The 15,274-nt window shown below is 69.5% G+C and carries 19 protein-coding genes and 1 pseudogene; 13 read left to right on the forward strand and 7 right to left on the reverse strand.

Translation table 11 applies throughout. The features are described from left to right. The first annotated feature begins 26 nt into the window (after positions 1 to 26). Positions 27 to 611 carry a GNAT family N-acetyltransferase gene (locus tag DEI95_RS12485; RefSeq protein ID WP_111060435.1) on the forward strand — a complete coding sequence of 195 codons (585 nt, stop codon included), beginning with the start codon at positions 27 to 29 and terminating at the stop codon, positions 609 to 611. On the opposite strand, the gene DEI95_RS12490 is transcribed toward DEI95_RS12485, so the two are convergent. Then, positions 554 to 1,051 carry a hypothetical protein gene (locus tag DEI95_RS12490; protein ID WP_146243655.1) on the reverse strand — a complete coding sequence of 166 codons (498 nt, stop codon included), beginning with the start codon at positions 1,049 to 1,051 and terminating at the stop codon, positions 554 to 556. The two genes, DEI95_RS12485 and DEI95_RS12490, sit on opposite strands and share 58 nt — an antisense overlap. Before the next feature lie 80 nt (positions 1,052 to 1,131). On the opposite strand from DEI95_RS12490, the gene DEI95_RS12495 reads away from it, so the two are divergent. Continuing rightward, the gene (locus DEI95_RS12495; protein ID WP_111060437.1) at positions 1,132 to 2,619 is read left to right on the forward strand and encodes an LCP family protein; all 1,488 of its coding nucleotides are present in this window, start codon (positions 1,132 to 1,134) and stop codon (positions 2,617 to 2,619) included. 186 nt (positions 2,620 to 2,805) lie between these two features. Continuing rightward, positions 2,806 to 3,909, forward strand: a complete 1,104-nt coding sequence (locus DEI95_RS12500) for an SDR family oxidoreductase (protein WP_111060438.1) — start codon at positions 2,806 to 2,808, stop codon at positions 3,907 to 3,909. Positions 3,910 to 3,954: 45 nt separating this feature from the next. On the opposite strand, the gene DEI95_RS12505 is transcribed toward DEI95_RS12500, so the two are convergent. The 4 genes from DEI95_RS12505 to DEI95_RS12520 are packed head-to-tail and all read right to left on the reverse strand — an operon-like array spanning position 3,955 to position 6,564. After that, positions 3,955 to 4,419, reverse strand: a complete 465-nt coding sequence (locus DEI95_RS12505; RefSeq protein WP_146243656.1) for a hypothetical protein — start codon at positions 4,417 to 4,419, stop codon at positions 3,955 to 3,957. Further along, positions 4,394 to 5,299: a sporulation-delaying protein SdpB family protein gene (locus DEI95_RS12510; protein WP_110825863.1), complete on the reverse strand. Its 906-nt coding sequence runs from the start codon at positions 5,297 to 5,299 to the stop codon at positions 4,394 to 4,396. The genes DEI95_RS12505 and DEI95_RS12510 overlap by 26 nt, the downstream gene beginning before the upstream one ends. Continuing rightward, positions 5,292 to 5,825: an SdpA family antimicrobial peptide system protein gene (locus DEI95_RS12515; protein WP_110825862.1), complete on the reverse strand. Its 534-nt coding sequence runs from the start codon at positions 5,823 to 5,825 to the stop codon at positions 5,292 to 5,294. Before DEI95_RS12515 ends, DEI95_RS12510 begins: the two co-directional genes overlap by 8 nt. 31 nt (positions 5,826 to 5,856) lie before the next feature. Continuing rightward, entirely contained in the window at positions 5,857 to 6,564 is a 708-nt protein-coding gene (locus DEI95_RS12520) for a hypothetical protein (RefSeq protein ID WP_146232893.1), read from the reverse strand. Between the two features lie 124 nt (positions 6,565 to 6,688). On the opposite strand from DEI95_RS12520, the gene DEI95_RS12525 reads away from it, so the two are divergent. From DEI95_RS12525 to DEI95_RS12535, 3 genes are all read left to right on the forward strand, one after another. Continuing rightward, a complete protein-coding gene (locus DEI95_RS12525; protein WP_110825860.1) occupies positions 6,689 to 7,060 on the forward strand; it encodes a hypothetical protein in 372 nt (123 codons plus the stop codon). A gap of 111 nt (positions 7,061 to 7,171) precedes the next feature. Continuing rightward, the gene (locus DEI95_RS12530; RefSeq protein ID WP_258367603.1) at positions 7,172 to 7,801 is read left to right on the forward strand and encodes an SRPBCC family protein; all 630 of its coding nucleotides are present in this window, start codon (positions 7,172 to 7,174) and stop codon (positions 7,799 to 7,801) included. After that, complete coding sequence (locus DEI95_RS12535; RefSeq protein ID WP_111060440.1) at positions 7,798 to 8,466, forward strand: DUF4166 domain-containing protein; 669 nt, start codon at positions 7,798 to 7,800, stop codon at positions 8,464 to 8,466. Before DEI95_RS12530 ends, DEI95_RS12535 begins: the two co-directional genes overlap by 4 nt. A 46-nt stretch (positions 8,467 to 8,512) precedes the next feature. On the opposite strand, the gene DEI95_RS12540 is transcribed toward DEI95_RS12535, so the two are convergent. Beyond that, entirely contained in the window at positions 8,513 to 9,454 is a 942-nt protein-coding gene (locus DEI95_RS12540; RefSeq protein WP_110901536.1) for a LysR family transcriptional regulator, read from the reverse strand. Positions 9,455 to 9,573: 119 nt separating this feature from the next. Between DEI95_RS12540 and DEI95_RS12545 the strand changes: the two genes are divergently transcribed. Together DEI95_RS12545 and DEI95_RS12550 are read left to right on the forward strand one after the other, a co-directional pair. Beyond that, positions 9,574 to 10,560 carry a putative oxygenase MesX gene (locus DEI95_RS12545; RefSeq protein ID WP_110825857.1) on the forward strand — a complete coding sequence of 329 codons (987 nt, stop codon included), beginning with the start codon at positions 9,574 to 9,576 and terminating at the stop codon, positions 10,558 to 10,560. 67 nt (positions 10,561 to 10,627) lie between these two features. Then, the gene (locus DEI95_RS12550) at positions 10,628 to 11,677 is read left to right on the forward strand and encodes a methionine synthase (protein WP_111060441.1); all 1,050 of its coding nucleotides are present in this window, start codon (positions 10,628 to 10,630) and stop codon (positions 11,675 to 11,677) included. A 306-nt stretch (positions 11,678 to 11,983) separates the two neighbouring features. Here the strand turns inward: DEI95_RS12550 and DEI95_RS12555 are convergent, their stop codons facing one another. Next, positions 11,984 to 12,439: a hypothetical protein gene (locus DEI95_RS12555; RefSeq protein ID WP_146243657.1), complete on the reverse strand. Its 456-nt coding sequence runs from the start codon at positions 12,437 to 12,439 to the stop codon at positions 11,984 to 11,986. Positions 12,440 to 12,629: 190 nt separating this feature from the next. Here DEI95_RS12555 and DEI95_RS12560 point away from each other — a divergent pair. The 5 genes and pseudogenes from DEI95_RS12560 to DEI95_RS12575 all read left to right on the forward strand — a co-directional run. Beyond that, a pseudogene (locus DEI95_RS12560) lies at positions 12,630 to 12,740 on the forward strand (methionine synthase); the annotation flags it as partial. Between the two features lie 588 nt (positions 12,741 to 13,328). Next, the gene (locus DEI95_RS12565) at positions 13,329 to 13,754 is read left to right on the forward strand and encodes a hypothetical protein (protein ID WP_111060443.1); all 426 of its coding nucleotides are present in this window, start codon (positions 13,329 to 13,331) and stop codon (positions 13,752 to 13,754) included. A gap of 344 nt (positions 13,755 to 14,098) precedes the next feature. Beyond that, positions 14,099 to 14,614 (forward strand): SdpI family protein, encoded by a 516-nt coding sequence (locus DEI95_RS12570; protein ID WP_111060444.1) that lies wholly within the window; start codon positions 14,099 to 14,101, stop codon positions 14,612 to 14,614. A 21-nt stretch (positions 14,615 to 14,635) separates the two neighbouring features. Next, complete coding sequence (locus tag DEI95_RS16475; RefSeq protein WP_146243658.1) at positions 14,636 to 14,827, forward strand: hypothetical protein; 192 nt, start codon at positions 14,636 to 14,638, stop codon at positions 14,825 to 14,827. A 15-nt stretch (positions 14,828 to 14,842) separates the two neighbouring features. Beyond that, on the forward strand, positions 14,843 to 15,193 hold the full coding sequence (locus DEI95_RS12575) for a histidine phosphatase family protein (protein ID WP_258367611.1): 351 nt from the start codon (positions 14,843 to 14,845) through the stop codon (positions 15,191 to 15,193). Positions 15,194 to 15,274: the final 81 nt, after the last annotated feature.

Consider the following 15,274-nt stretch of genomic DNA (forward strand, 5'->3'; position numbering starts at 1 on the left):
CCCCGGTCCCCCGCTAGCCTCGGCGCATGGCTCCGAGGAACACCGAACTGACGCTGACGACCGCCCGCCTGAGCATCGAGCCGCTCGCGGAACGTGACATCGACGCCTTCACGGAGTACCGACGTGACCCCGATGTGGCTCGGTTCCAGTCGTGGGACACCGACTACTCCCGGGCGGACGCCGAGCGCCTGGTCACCGATCAGCCCGACGGGCGGCTCCCGTCGTCCGGGTCCTGGCTGCAGCTCGCCGTCCGCGAGACCGGGTCCGACGTGCTCCTCGGCGACCTCGCGCTGCACCGCCTCGAGGACCAGCCGGACACCTTCGAGGTCGGCGTGACCCTGGCGCGGTCATCGCGGGGCCGCGGGATCGCAACCGAAGCGCTGGCGGCTCTGCTCGACCACCTCTTCGACGACGAGCACGCCCACCGGGTCGTCGCGTTCTGTGATCTGCGCAACGTCGCGGTCGCACGGCTGTTGACCCACTCGGGATTCCGACAGGAGTCGAGGCAGGTCGACGCCGACTGGTTCAAGGGCGCGTGGACCACGCTCGACGGCTACGCGCTGCTCGCCCGCGAGCGCAGCGGGGTGGCAGGGAGCGGCACCCGCCCCTGAGGGGCACTGGCCCCGCCTGCCGCACCCGCGCCTCCCGGCCGAGCACCCCGTCTCACGGTGGCCTGCTCCAGCGCGGCCTCCGCGCGCTCCTCACTGCCCGCCGCAAGCCCGCGGTTGATCCGGCCGCGCGACGCCAGCCAGATGCCCACGCCGGCCAGGACGACCAGGACGACCAGGGCCTCGGTGAGGGTCAGCGCCCAGATGATCCCCGCGAGTCCGAACCACAGGTCGCCGAGCAGGACGATCGAGATGAACAGGATCCCCTGCGCCATCGACATCACGATCGCCGGGGTGACGAGCAGAGCGGCCTGGAACAGCGAGGTGACGAGCCCGGTGAACCCGTTGACGACGGTCGCGACGAGCTGGGCGACCAGGACCGTCAGACCGATGGCCAGCACCGAGCCGCGAGGTCCCGTGGCTGCGAGGACCCACATACGCAACCCGTGGTCCCACGGATGTCCCCGGATCGTCCCGATGTGAGACTGCTCCTCCTGCCACCGAACACGATCGAGGGAACCCGATGCCCACCGAACCCCGCGCCACCGCCCTCGGCGGCCCTGTCCGGCACGGGCGGCAGCGCCGCCGTGGTCTCGTCCTGCCGACCATCGGCGGTGCCCTCACGATGGCACTGCTCCTGACCGGTGGCTACGCGGCGTGGTCGTACGAACAGCTCGACTCGAGCCTCACCAAGGTGCACGTCGCGCAGTCCGCTGCGGACGGCTCCACGGTCGAGGACGCGGCCGACGACGCCGACGGGAAGGCACAGAACATCCTGCTCATCGGGGACGACCACCGCCCGGCCGACGCCACGCCCCAGGAACTCGCCGAGCTCAGCACCCAGCTCGACGACGGCGCGACCAACACCGACACCATGATCGTGCTGCACATCCCCGCGGACGGCGGTAGCGCGACGATGATCTCGTTCCCCCGCGACTCCTGGGTCCCCATCCCCGGCCACGGCACCTTCAAGTTGAACAGCGCGTTCTCCGACGGAGCCGCGGACGGCGGCGGTGACGCCGGCGGGATGAAGCTCCTCATCCAGACCATCGAGAACACCAGCGGCCTCACCATCGACCACTTCGTGCGAGTGTCGCTCCTGGGCTTCTACCAGCTCGTCAAGGCGCTGGGGCCGATCGACGTCTGTCTGAACCAGGCGGCCCACGACACGAACTCCGGCGTCGACCTGCCCGCGGGACGATCGACCCTGAACGCGTCCCAGGCCCTGTCCTTCGTCCGGCAGCGTGACGGGCTGCCGCGCGGTGACCTGGACCGCGAGGTCCGACAGCAGTACTTCCTCTCCCAGGAGGCCCGGGAGGCGTTGTCGGCGCGCACGCTCCTGAACCCGGTGAAGGTCGCGGACCTGCTGCACGGCGTCGGCGACGCGGTGCAGGTCGACGACACACTGAGCATCCCCGACCTGGTCTCGACGTTCAGCCACATCGATCTGTCCGCCATCCGCTCGACCACGATCCCCACGGCCGGCACCCCGACGATCGACGGGTACGCGACGGTGGCCGTCGACTTCGCCGCCATGCCCGCCTTCATCCAAGACATCGTCGGGCCGCCTGCCGCGTACACCGCTGCGTCGGCAGCTGATCCCTCGACCGTGCACGTCTCGGTCCTGAACGGCGCCGGGACCCCGGGCGGTGCCACGACGGCGTCGAACGCGCTGACCGCGAAGGGATTCGTCGTCGGAGCGCCCGGCGACGCCCCGAGCACCAGCACGACCGTCATCGAGTACCCCGCGGGAGCGGAAGCGCAGGCGAAAGCGGTCGCAGCGGTCGTGCCCGGCGCCACGCCGGTCGTGTCGACGACGGTGAGCGGGATGACGCTCGTCCTCGGCACCGACGGGCACACCGTCTCGACACCTGCACCGGCACCGGCTGGCGGAGCGAGCAGCACGCCGGCAGCAGCACCCTCCGCTGCGAGCCACGCAGCCGAACCCGCACCCGCACCGTCGAGGCCGGTCGGCGACGCGTATGGGGCGAAGGGCACCTGCATCAACTGACCGGCACGGGTCGACGCGGAGGGACCACCGCCTCCCGTCCGGCCGTTCCTCGGTGCCGGCCGTTCCTCGGCGCCGGCCGTTCCTGGGTGCCAGCCGTTCCTGGGCTCCGGCCGGGGTCGGCGGGGCAGGATCGGCACCGGCGCGGCAGGAGCCGCGCCGCGTTCGCCACCCGACAGGAGCAGCACCATGGACGACGGATCCCCGGCCTCCGGGACACCAGCCGACGACAGCGACGCGGTCCTCGTCGTCGGGGCTGGCGGCGTCGTCGGGCGCAGCGTCGTGGAGCACTTCGCCCGCAGTGGTGTCCGCACGCGAGGTGCCAGTCGCCGCGCTCCGCAGGGCCCCGTGTCCGGCTGGGACCACCTGCCCGTCGACCTGTCCGACGCGGACGCAGCGGTCGACGGACTCCGGCTGGCCGCCGACACCACGCGCCTCGCGTTCGCCGCCTACGTGGAGCACGCCGATCTCGCCGAGCAGATCGCCCCGAACGTCGCGCTCCTCGAGAACACGCTCGACGCCCTGGATCGGCTCGATGCACCACTCCGCCACGTCACCCTCTACCAGGGCATGAAGTACTACGGCGCACACCTCGGCCGGTTCAGGACACCGGCGAAGGAGGACGACCCGCGACTCATGGTCCCGAACTTCTACTACGACCAGGAGGACCTGCTCCGCGAGCGCGCGGCGTCCCAAGGGTTCGCGCTGACCGTGCTCCGCCCCGAGGCCGTGATCGGGTACGCGCAGGGCACGCCCATGAACCTGCTCATGGCGATCGGGACGTACGTCAGCATGACGAAGGAGCTCGGGCTGCCGCTGCGGTTCCCCGGCGCCCGCACCACCTACGACGGCATCTTCTACCAGATGACGGACGCCGAGCTCCTCGCCCGCGCCACCGACTGGGCGGGCACGACCCCCGCTGCGGCCGGAGAGGCGTTCAACGTCACGAACGGTGACGTGGTGCGCTGGAGCCACCTGTTCGAGCGCCTGGCCGACCACCACGGCCTCGACCTCGCCGAGCCGCAGTCGATGGAACTCGCACAGGTCATGCCCTCCCGCGAGGACCTGTGGCAGCGGATGGTGGAGCGGCACGGGCTCGTCGCCACGCCCTACGCCGACCTCGTCGACTGGCGGTTCGCCGACATGATCCTGAACTCGACGTGGGACAACGTCTCCTCCCTCATCAAGATCCGGCAGGCCGGGTTCGGGGAGTGCCACGACTCGGCGGACCGGCTCGTGGAGCTCCTCGACGACCTGGGGCGGCGCCGGATCCTGCCCGTGCCGACCCAGTGAGCGCACCCCGCGATCATCGTCCGGAGGGATCCTGCGCTGAGGCGTTCACCCAGCAGGCGTCAGTGCCGAAGCGACGCGCTCCGCGATCGTGCTCTGCACGATGATCGCGCCGCGGGTCGTTTCCAGCCGAACTCCCGTGCCCGCGGACGTCGCGAGCACGCGGGCCCCTTGAGAACGTCGGATTCCCACACCACCGAGGCGTACAGGATCGATCGCCACCACGGTCGCTCGCCGTATCTCCGCGAGTTCGAACGCGACCTTGAGGAACGGGAAGAACGAGATGCGGACCGTTCCGCCGGTCACGAGGATGGTGATCCGCGCGACCACCCCCGACAAGCCCGCCAGGAAACCGACCAGCGTGGCGACGAAAGTCTCGGCGTCGAAGCCGGTGACTGCGTTGGTGATGATGATCCCGCCAGCGAGAGCGCCGACCGCGGTCCCGAGCACTCGGACTGCGAATGGTGCTGCGATGCGATCGCGTAACTCAATCTGCGTGCTGTCGAGCGACAAACCAGTCTCGCTTTCTCGGGAAGATGTCTCCGTAGGAGGCGTTCGTAGGGACCAGGTGCAGGAGGAGCGCAGCCGCCATCACCAGCGAGAACGAGGTGATGCCCATGACGAGCACGATGGCGCCGTGGAGGATCAGCCCGAGCACGAGGAGACAGCGCCGGACCCTGGGAGCGAAGAGCGGTCCCATGGCGAGGACGAACTCGAGTGCGATGACCAGGAAGGTCGCGGGACCAGCGATGAGCGGCGCAATGGTCGCCGCCTGGATCACCGGAGCGAGCAGCGGCCCCGGACCGAAGGTCGGACTGCGGAGCCAGTAGTAGAGCGCGGTCCCGTTCGCCCACTCCGGTACCGCGAGCTTTCCGACGGATGCCTCGAGGTAGACGACGAAGATCTGCGATCGAACGAGCGCCCATCCCACGAACGCCAGGCTGCCGCGTCCTGCAGCACATCGATCCGATGTTCTACTCGACCACGAGGTCCGGCGCCAGTCCGTGCAGCTGAGCGGAAGCAGCAGAAGGCCGAGGATCCCGTAGAGCTGGTCGCCCCCGTCGCCCAACGTCATCGTCACACTCGCGCTCACGATCAAGTAGGCCGCCGGTACGGCCGTGAGCCACGGGAGAACGCCACTGGCGAAGACCAGAAGGCACGAACCTGCAAGAACGCGAGCGACGTCGAGGTGTTGATCGAACAAGCAGAACAACGCCCAGCCGTTGTACGAGTCACAGACCGGCACTTCCGGCTGAGCAGTGCTGACCGTGAACAGGATCCATGCGGGGTTCATGAGCAGAGTCAGCGCCATCCCGGCGTAGAGCACACTTCTGGCAACTCCGAGCCCCGCTCCCCACGGGTAGGGGATCGTCCACCTTCTGCGATCAGGCATGTCGGCAACGCACCTCGAGCGCGATCGCCTCGCTGACGTATGTGCCTTCGTTGGAGATGTACCGCCACTCCCAGGGCGTCGGCTTCGTCGCTGCCAGAACGACGTTGCCGCAGAGCGTGGGATGGGGAAGCGGATTCAGGACGGACTGCCGTCGCTGACCGCTGACGCACTGCGGCAGATCCCTGCCATCGCACTCCCGCCATGCTTTCCTCGGGATCCCGGTGAGGACGGACGCCATCTCCACGCCCTGCCGACGCCCCTCCCGGCTCAATCCGCCGAGGAAGCGGAGCTGCGCGTTCGACAGACCCGCTATCTGGACCCATCGTCCGCCGTCATGGGTGTACGCGGTCGGGGTCGCTGAGCGAGCGGGCTTGGTGAAGAAGGCCCAACCTTGCGGAGCGATCCGGGAGAACAGAGCTCCGACGTCACCCTGCGCGGGCATCTGCACCGCGGCCGTTCCGCCGAGCCGACCTGCCAGCAGGTAGCTCGCGAACAGGACCGCGACGAGGAGCCCACAGGCCGTCACGGTCCGAGATGCTCTCCAGCGACGGACTCGATCATCGAGCACGGAAGATGTCGATCGCCTTGGCGGTCAGCAGGTCTTCGAGAGCCTGGCCGGTCGCACCTGTGGCTCGTCGGATCGCGTTCTCGCCGGCGACCTTGGTCGAGCCCACTGCCACAGTGGACGCGAGCGCCAGGACGCCGACCCCCACCGCCGCGACGGTGACCACGAGCACGGCGCCAGCGACCACCCAGACCAGCACGCCGCAATCCGTCCCGATCTCGCCGGGTACGTACGTCGACGAGGCGGCCGGAGCATGACCCGTCAGACCCTGCAAGGTGGGCATGCTCGGGAGTTCGGCTCCGAGCTCGGACATGGCCGTCTGAACTGCGATGGGATCGCTGGCTTGTAAAGCCTTCATCAGGGCTGCCGTCTGTTCAGGCACCCGTTGCTCCAACTCCGACACGACAGAACGAGCGATCGCGGCGGCTCTGGGCTCGGCCAGTGCCTTCTCGAGGGCAGAGGACTGCTCAGCCGAGAGCGGCCCGAGCGCCCCAGTGCGAAGCAGCTCTTCGCCGAAGCTGCCCTGCATGAAGAGCAGCCCCTCGAGGACCTCCGTCATCGACCAGGCTGTTGCACGAGACGGAGCGAGAGTGGAAGTGGCGTGAGCAGAGGGCGCCTCGGGCGCCGTCACGCCCGCGCTGAGCGCACCGATGACGACAGCAGCAGCGCCGACATGAGCAAGCCCGGAGTGCAGTTTCATGCCGCTAACATACTGGTATTCAGATACCTGTCAAGAACCGTCCATGCGGCCCGTTCCGTCCGAGGACACCGCGCCTCCTTCCCGACCCGCCGCGTCCTGGACAGCGCCGTCACCACCCGGGAGCATGAACGCCGTGGACCACCTCGTCGACCTCGATGCGCTCGCCCTGCTGCTACGCCCGCACCTGGACGACTGGGCGCGATCCGCCGCCGTCGGTCCTCTGACGTGGCGCGACGAGGACGCCGCGTGGCCACAGCCCATCGAGCGCCACCGCTCCCGTGTGTCGTCGCCGGAGTCGCTGGGTCTCCGGCTGTGGCGGGGCTCCGACGAACTCGAGCTCGTCGTGTGGACCGGTGGCTGGGCCGACGCGGACCGCTTCGTCGACGGCCGGCTGGAGGCGACCGCTCCCGACTTCACGGACGCGGACTCGGCGTACGCCGCGGTCGTCGACCTCGTGGCGGAGTTCCTCCACGCTGCCGGAGTCGATCCGGCCTGACGCCGGTGGCCCACCGGACGCGTTGCCCCTCAGGAGCCACAGGGCAGCCTGCCTGAACGCACGCGAACGGGGCCTCCCCTGGGCCGACGCCGCCGCGGTACGCTCCGGCACGTGGGGAGTCGGGGGATCTACGTCGAGACGGTCATCGACGCGCCACTCGAACGCATCTGGGACGCCACGCAGGACCCGGAGCAGCACGTCCGGTGGGACGTCCGCTTCTCGGAGATCATGCCCGAGCCCGCCGATGACGACGGCGTGACGCGGTTCACCTACGTCCGCCGGTCCCTCGTCCACGACGTCCACGGCACCGGCGTCAGCCTCGGCGAGCGCCGCCGTCCGGACGGCTCGCGTACGTCTGCCCTCCGCTTCGCGACCGCCAACCGCCTTTCCCCCATCCGCGCCGGCCGCGGATACTGGCGGTACGTCCCCACCGCGGACGGCCGGACCCGCTTCCTGACCGGGTACGACTACGACTCCGGGTGGGGCGTCCTGGACGTCCTCGTGCGGCCGCTCCTCGGCTGGGCGACCGCCTGGAGCTTCGACCGCCTCCGCATCTGGCTCGAGGGCGGACCCGAACCGGAGGCCTGGCCGCTCACGAGCACCCTGCAGGTCTGGCGGCCGGACCGGCCACGGGCCTCCAGGACGCTCCGCGCGCCCGTCGGCGGCAGCCGACGCGACGACCACCTGCAGGATGCGCCGGCCACCGTGGCGGCCCTGCCCGAGCCGGGAGGCCCGGCATGACGTCCGTCTTCGAGGAAGCGCTGGGTGCCGACTTCCGTCGGCTGCACCCGATGATGCAGCGCCGCTTCGGCGTCGGCCTCGACGCCGCGGAGGCCTGTGTTGGCCGGGGCAGGATGACCATCCGCCGCGGGCCGTGGTGGACCGTGCCGTTCCTGCAGATCGGGCGGCTGCGGAACATCCTCGTGCCGGACCTGGGCACCGACGTGCCGTTCATGATCGAGAACTATCCCTACCGGGACGCCCTCGGGCGGGAGACGGTGACGTTCGTCCGCACCTATGCCACGCGCCCCGGCCGACCGGCACGGTTCGACGCGACGATGGTCCTGTCGGAGGGCCGGGTCCTCGACTACCTCGGGACGCACCAGCACCTCGCGGTCGACCTCGACCTGCGGGTGGACGAGCGCGGCGGGCTCGTGCTGACCTCCGCCGCGCAACGCTTCCACGAGGGGCCGATCTCGTTCCGCTTCCCGATGCTGTTCAGCGGCCGCGCGGCCCTGCGCGAATGGTGGTCGGAGGACGACGGCGCCTTCCACGTCGACCTCGAGGTGCGCAACCGGGTGTTCGGCTTCCTGTTCGGCTACCGCGGCACGTTCACGTGCGAGTGGGTGCCGGCGACCGATGCCCCCGAGCGGTTGAAGCCGCGGCGCACGGAAGCGCGGACCTGACGCCTGGGCCGATCCGGCGGGTGATCAGGCGGGTCCGGCGGTCCGCCTACCCGAGCGGCTCGACGCCGTAACTGGTGACCACGGCCCGCAGCTCCTCCAGGTACGTCTGCGCCTGCACGGTGAGCGGGACCGAGGCGTGCGCGATCCACCCGATCTCGATGCGTTCGTCGACGTCGAGGGGGATGGCGACGATCTCGGGGTCGAGGTCGTCACTGATGAGTCCCGTCGAGATCGTGTACCCGCCGAGGCCGATCATGAGGTTGAAGATCGTCGCACGGTCCGAGACGCGGATCTCCCGCTTGCTCGACATCGTCGACAGGATCTCCTCCGCCAGGTAGAAGGAGTTGTTCGCGCCCTGGTCGAACGTGAGCCGAGGGAGCTCCGCGAGGTCGGCGAGGGTCGCCCGCTCCTGGGACGCCAACGGGTTCCGCCGGGCGACGAAGATGTGCGGCTGCGCGACGAACAGCGGCGTGAACACGACCCCGGCGTCCCGCATCAGCTTGCCGAGGACCTGCCGGTTGAAGTCGTTGCGGTAGAGGATGCCCACTTCACTCCGCAGCGTGCGGACGTCCTCGATGATGTCCCACGTGCGGGTCTCCCGGAGCGAGAACTCGTACTCCTCCGCGTCGGCTCCCTCGACCATCCGGACGAAGGCCTCGACCGCGAACGAGTAGTGCTGCGCCGACACCCCGAGCAGTCGGCGTGACGCCTGCCGCCCGACGTAGCGCTGCTCGAGGAGGGAGACCTGCTCGACGACCTGTCGCGCGTACCCGAGGAACTCGACGCCGTCGACGGTGAGCACGACACCGCGCGCGGATCGGGTGAACAGCGGTCGGCCGATCCGTGTCTCCAGGTCCTTCATCGCGGCCGACATCGTCGGCTGCGAGACGTAGAGCAGGTCGGCCGCCGCACTGATCGATCCCTCGGACGCGACCTCGATGAAGTACCGGAGTTGCTGCAGGGTGATGTCGTTCGAGACGCGCGCCATAGCCGCAGGCTATACCGGCGCATAGTGATTCCGGATTACCTGATGACCCGTGCGCCGCGTCATGATCGAGCAACACCTCCCACAGTGCCTCCAGGCGCTCGACGTACGGACTGCCGACCATGGCGAACGACCTCACCTTCAGCATCACCAGGACCCGCTTCGACGAGGACTACTCCCCCGCGGAGAGCTCCCGGCTGACCACGAACTTCGCCAACCTGGCACGCGGCGAGCGCCGCCAGCAGAACCTCCGCAACGCGCTCGCCATGATCAACGCGCGCTGCAACGACCTCGCGGGCGAAGCGGGCAACGCCGACGGCGGTCGGTACCGCCTCGAGCTCGACATCGTCTCGGTCACGCTGCACTTCGAGGACGGCGGTCGCGCCGAGCAGTTCCCGCTGATCGAGGTGCTCGACGTCGCGATCCTCGATCAGCACACCGGGGAACGGCACCAGGGGATCCTGGGCAACAACTTCTCCTCGTACCTCCGGGACTACGACTTCGCGGTCCTGCTGCCGTCCCTGGACAAGAGCGCCGGCGTCCCCGACGACTTCGGCCAGCTCCACGGGGCGCTGTTCCAGCGATTCCTGGAGTCGGACGCGTACCGCGACCACTTCGCCGCCGAGCCCGTCGTCTGCATCAGCGTCTCCACGAGCCAGACGTACCGGCAGACGGGGTACGGCCACCCCGTGCTCGGCGCCGAGTACGAGCACGAGCACTCCTCGCTCACGGACGACTACTTCGGCCGGATGGGCATGCAGGTGCGCTACTTCATGCCGCCGGGTGCGAAGGCACCGCTCGCGTTCTACACGCGCGGTGACCTCACCGGCGACTACTCGGACCTCCAGCTCATCGGCACGATCAGCACCATGGAGACGTTCCAGAAGATCTACCGACCGGAGATCTACAACGCGAACACGGTCGCCCCGAGCACGTACCGCCCGACCCTCGAACACACGGACTTCTCGACGCCTCCCGTCACGTACGACCGGGAGGAGCGCAGCCGCCTCGGAGTCACACAGGGGCGGTACACGGAGGAGCACCTCGTGCAGCCGCACCGAGCACTCCTCGAGCGCTGGGCCTTCAGCCACACCGCTCTGACGCACTGACCTTCCGGCCCGCTGGACCCTGCCCCGCCGCCCGCCTTCCCCACCGACCGACAGGAACCACCCGCGCATGACCACCCTCCTGCCCACCGCGATCGTCGGCAGCCTGCCGAAACCGTCCTGGCTCGCCGAGCCCGAGCGGCTGTGGTCCCCCTGGCAGTTGGAGGGCGCAGCGCTGACCGAGGGCAAGCAGGACGCACTCCGGTCCGCCGTCCACGAGCAGGAGCGCCGCGGCATCGACATCGTCAGCGACGGTGAGCAGACCCGGCAGCACTTCGTGACGACGTTCATCGAGCACCTCGACGGCATCGACCAGGAGCGCAAGGAGACCGTCCGCATCCGGGACCGGTACGACGCCGCGGTCCCCACGGTCGTCGGCGCCGTGAGCCGTCCCGCCCCGGTGTTCATCGACGACGCGAAGTTCCTCCGGGCCCAGACCGACCGCCCGATCAAGTGGGCGCTCCCCGGCCCGATGACCATGATCGACACGCTCTCCGACCAGCACTACAAGAGCCGCGAGAAGCTGGCGTGGGAGTTCGCCACGATCCTCAACCAGGAGGCTCGGGAGCTGCAGGACGCCGGCGTCGACGTCATCCAGTTCGACGAGCCCGCCTTCACCGTCTTCCACGACGAGGTGCAGGACTGGGGCGTCGCCGCACTCGAGCGCGCTGCCGAGGGCCTGCACGCCGAGACCGCCGTGCACATCTGTTACGGCTACGGCATCGAGGCGAACAACAAGTGGAAGGAGACGCTCGGGGCGGAATGGCGGCAGTACGAGCAGTCGTTCCCGCTCCTGCAGCAGTCGTCGATCGACATCGTCTCGCTCGAGTGCATCCACTCCCACGTGCCGCTCGAACTCGTCGAACTCATCCGCGGCAAGAAGGTCATGCTCGGGGCCATCGACGTCGCGACCGAGACCGTGGAGACCCCGGAGGAGGTCGCGGAGGTCCTCCGTCGGGCGCTCGAGTTCGTCGACGCTGACAAGCTCATCCCGAGCACCAACTGCGGGATGGCCCCGCTGGCACGCGGCGCAGCGCTGGACAAGCTCGGGGCGCTGTCCGCGGGTGCAGACATCGTGCGAGCCGAGCTCGCCAGCGTCGCCGTGCCGGTACGGCGCTAGCCGCGCGGCAGCACAGGACGGCTCGCCTCGGCAACGGGGCGGGCCGTCCTTCGTGTCGAGTCCGCCAGGAGCTCGGGTCTCGGTCCGACCTGGAGGCACGGCTCGACTCCGCCGGGCAGATCGCGTCGGCAGTGACTCACCCGTCGCGGGCCTGACCGTCGGTCAGCCCGAGTTCGTCATTCTCGGCTGTCGAGGCCCATCTTGTCGAAGTCACCCGCGACGCACTGCGAGCTGCTGTCGATCGTGTACCCGCGGGGATCCGATCGGAAGTCGGAGGAGCTCACCGGGCGACAGCGCTGCCGCCGCTCACATGTCGGCGACGAGACGGAGCGTGTAGCCGTCGGGGACCGTCTGGTGTTCGACGTAGTGCACGAACACCGGCGCTGCCTGGTCGGCCGTGAACAGTTCCGCCGGGTGCCGCGGCTCGTGAGCAGCCTGCACGTCGATGGTCTGCGTGAGCGGTTCGGCGAGGTCGTGGTCACGCCCGATCACGTAGAACCGGTACTCGTCGTCGTCCTCACGCCGGCGGAGTTCGACGCTCATCTTCTCCGCGGTGCCGCCGGCTTGGAGGTACGAACCTCCGTACTCGTCGATGACCGACTGTGGGCCGGCGCGCCAGGTCTGATCGTCGATCGGTGCGGAGAACACGAGCCACGCGAAGTGGTCGCCGTTGTCGAGCAGGCCAAGGCTGCGGCGGATCTGGTCAGGGATCGGGCGGAACGTGCCGTTCAGGACGCTGCTGACAGAACCGTTGGTCTTCATGATGATCAAAGCGGGCTACTCCACGTGCTCGTAGGCGACAGAGGTGATCTTGATGCGCTCCCCACGCAGCGTGGCATACGCACGCTTGTCAGAGGAAACGCCGTTGTCAAACGCGACTTCGACGCCACGCTGCTCCTCGTACTGCTTGAGGCCCTGTGCCTCCTTCTGCGCGGAGTCGGCACGCGCCTGGCCGGAGGAGGTCGCGGAGGTGCTCCGTCAGGCGCTCGAGTTCGTCGACGCGGACAAGCTCATCCCCAGCTCGAACTGCGGCATGGCACCGCTGGCACGCGGCGCGGCACTGTAGAAGCTCGGCGCGCTGTCCGCGGGTGCAGACATCGTGCGAGCCGAGCTCGCGAGCGTCGCGGCGCCGGCAGCACGGAAGCGGCGCGGCTCCAGACCGGTCTGGAGGCACGGCTCGGTCCCGGCGGACAGGTCCCGTCCGTCAGTCCTGGCTGTCGAGGCTCATCTTGTCGAAGTCGCCCGCGACGCACAGCGAGCCGCCGTCGATCGTGTACCCGCGGGGGTCCGCGCGGAAGTCGGATGAGCCCACCGGGCCGCCCCTGCCTCGAACGTCGAGGATGAGGTCCTCGCCGCCCAGCCGTCGCCGACCACATCGGTCGATCCCTCGACGAACGTGACGATCGACTGCTTCGCCTGCTCCGGGCTCTTCCCCATCCCGACGCTGCAGCCGGCGAGGACGACCACCGTGAGCAGCGCCACCGCAGTCGCTCGGATACCGGCGAGCGTCCCGCCCCGAGTCAGGTTCACACGCATCTCCCCCCAGGTAGACGTCCTGCATCGACCTTGCCACGAGCACGTCTCGCAGCGCTCGGGCCCGTCGCGCGACGACTGACACAAGCAGGTCAGGCTGGGAGCGTTGACTACGCCCATGATCACCAAGAGCACGATCCACGAGGTCGAGAACGCGCCCGTCAAGGACCGCGACAGCGCATCCGTCGGCAAGGTCGCGCAGGTGTTCCCCTCCACCGAGGACGGCAGTGCCGCCTTCGTCAGCGTCGCGATCGGACTCCTCGGGGGTCACGCCGTGCTCGTCCCGGTCGAGGACGCCACGTTCGACGGCACCGACCTGCACGTCGGCTACTCGAAGAGCGCGATCAAGGATGCCCCTTCCCCGGGAGCCGGGAACACCGTGACCGACACCCAGGCGAATGCCGTCCGCGAGCACTTCGGGCTGTCCCCGGCGGGCAAGGCGACCGGCGACATGGGCGACCCGCACGAGAACCTCGACCAGGCCGGTACCGGTCCGGCGGGCGCTGACGACACCGAGGGGGCGGGAGCGACGCCGCCGACGTGAGCCGCACCAGGCTGAACGACGACCGAGATGTCTTCGCACCGGAGGCGCAAGGCACCTTCTTCCGCGCGGTGGATTCCCGCTTCCGCGCATCCGCCATCGCAGGGTCACGGTCCGCAGGTCGGTACTGACGTCCTGACCAGCCCACGCTGTACCTCAGCTCGTCCGTCGAGGTGGACGTGGTGGCGTCCCGGCCTCTGGCACCTCGTGTTGTTCCGCTGGAACGCTGACGGTGCGCCGCAGGTCCGCTTTCGGGCAGGGCCCACTGAGAACGATGCCGGGTACGACGACACGCAGGTGACACTGATACTTCGCCGTTCTCCGCCGAGGGCGCTAGCGTCGTCGGCATGGACGGTGCGGTGGTGTTCCCGATGGCCCTCGAGATCGGGGCCGCTGCTCTGGTCACGTGGCTGACGTGGCGGGCCGCCAACGGCTCCCTGCCACGGAACAGCCTCGCCGGCGTCCGGACGTCGGTCACGATGTCCAGCGAGGCGACCTGGCGGATCGGCCATCGTGCAGCGCTGTGCCCGACGATCACCTCAGGCCTCCTCGTGACGGCGTGGTGCACGATCAGCATCGGAGTTCCAGCACTCCGCACACCTGCCGCCGTCCTCGTAGCCGCTGGTCTCCTCGTCGGCGGAGCACTCCTGTCCGTCCCGGCCGCCCACCGCGCCGTACGCCGAGCGTTGCCCGAGGCTGGGGGCGACGGCTCTCACTCCGATGGCTCCCCCGCGACCCCGCCGTCGTCGAGCATCACCGACGTCGACCCGCGAGCTGTCCGCCGGTACCGCGACGACCACCCGGGAACCACCACCATGCAGGCCGCGGAGGCCGTCGCCCGTCTCGAACGAGAGGGACACTGACGACGCCGGTACGGTCGAACGATGCTGTGCACGTGGGTGTCCCATCCCGAGGTGACCGTCGACCCGACCGTCCGAATCCAGGACTGGGGTCTGTCGCCGGTCGGACGGGCCCGCGCCGCACGCATCGCGACGCTGTTCCCCCAGCCCCTCCGCATCGTCAGCAGCAGCGAGCGGAAGGCCCTGGACACCGCCGAGATCATCGCCGGACAGTAAGGCTCGGAGTTCGAGATCGCTGAGGACCTCGGCGAGATGGACCGCAGCGCGACCGGCTACCTCGACCCGAGCGAGTTCGAACCGACCGTCGACGCGTTCTTCGCCGAACCGCACCGGTCCGTCCGTGGTTGGGAACCAGCCATCCACGCCCAGAGCCGTGTGCAGCGCGCGGTCCGACGCATCGCGGCCCAGACGCCCGAGCTAGGCATCGCGTTCATCGCCCACGGCGGGGTCGGCGCGCTCCTGCTGGCGAGCCTCCGACGCGAGCCCATCAGCCGCGCACTCGACCAGCCCGCGATGGGCAGCTCCTTCACCTTCGACCCGCAGGACTGGACGGCGCTGTCGTCGTGGGAGCACATCAACTGAAGCGGGAGGCGGGGGCAGGTCCGGCGGCGGCAGATCAGGCCGAGAGCAGTACGCTGCCCTCAGGGGAACGCGAGGGGGAAC

Source organism: Curtobacterium sp. MCBD17_008 (assembly GCF_003234475.1).
GTDB lineage: Bacteria > Actinomycetota > Actinomycetes > Actinomycetales > Microbacteriaceae > Curtobacterium.

What these genes read in the sequence shown, in the direction of transcription:
- DEI95_RS12565 (WP_111060443.1), top strand. Translation starts at nt 13,329, where the DNA reads ATGATCACCAAGAGCACGATCCACGAGGTCGAGAACGCGCCCGTCAAG.
- DEI95_RS12495 (WP_111060437.1), top strand. Translation starts at nt 1,132, where the DNA reads ATGCCCACCGAACCCCGCGCCACCGCCCTCGGCGGCCCTGTCCGGCAC.
- DEI95_RS12485 (WP_111060435.1), top strand. Translation starts at nt 27, where the DNA reads ATGGCTCCGAGGAACACCGAACTGACGCTGACGACCGCCCGCCTGAGC.
- DEI95_RS12500 (WP_111060438.1), top strand. Translation starts at nt 2,806, where the DNA reads ATGGACGACGGATCCCCGGCCTCCGGGACACCAGCCGACGACAGCGAC.
- DEI95_RS12520 (WP_146232893.1), bottom strand. Translation starts at nt 6,564, where the DNA reads ATGAAACTGCACTCCGGGCTTGCTCATGTCGGCGCTGCTGCTGTCGTC.
- DEI95_RS12510 (WP_110825863.1), bottom strand. Translation starts at nt 5,299, where the DNA reads ATGCCTGATCGCAGAAGGTGGACGATCCCCTACCCGTGGGGAGCGGGG.
- DEI95_RS12570 (WP_111060444.1), top strand. Translation starts at nt 14,099, where the DNA reads ATGGACGGTGCGGTGGTGTTCCCGATGGCCCTCGAGATCGGGGCCGCT.
- DEI95_RS12545 (WP_110825857.1), top strand. Translation starts at nt 9,574, where the DNA reads ATGGCGAACGACCTCACCTTCAGCATCACCAGGACCCGCTTCGACGAG.
- DEI95_RS12550 (WP_111060441.1), top strand. Translation starts at nt 10,628, where the DNA reads ATGACCACCCTCCTGCCCACCGCGATCGTCGGCAGCCTGCCGAAACCG.
- DEI95_RS16475 (WP_146243658.1), top strand. Translation starts at nt 14,636, where the DNA reads ATGCTGTGCACGTGGGTGTCCCATCCCGAGGTGACCGTCGACCCGACC.
- DEI95_RS12540 (WP_110901536.1), bottom strand. Translation starts at nt 9,454, where the DNA reads ATGGCGCGCGTCTCGAACGACATCACCCTGCAGCAACTCCGGTACTTC.
- DEI95_RS12525 (WP_110825860.1), top strand. Translation starts at nt 6,689, where the DNA reads ATGAACGCCGTGGACCACCTCGTCGACCTCGATGCGCTCGCCCTGCTG.
- DEI95_RS12555 (WP_146243657.1), bottom strand. Translation starts at nt 12,439, where the DNA reads ATGAAGACCAACGGTTCTGTCAGCAGCGTCCTGAACGGCACGTTCCGC.
- DEI95_RS12535 (WP_111060440.1), top strand. Translation starts at nt 7,798, where the DNA reads ATGACGTCCGTCTTCGAGGAAGCGCTGGGTGCCGACTTCCGTCGGCTG.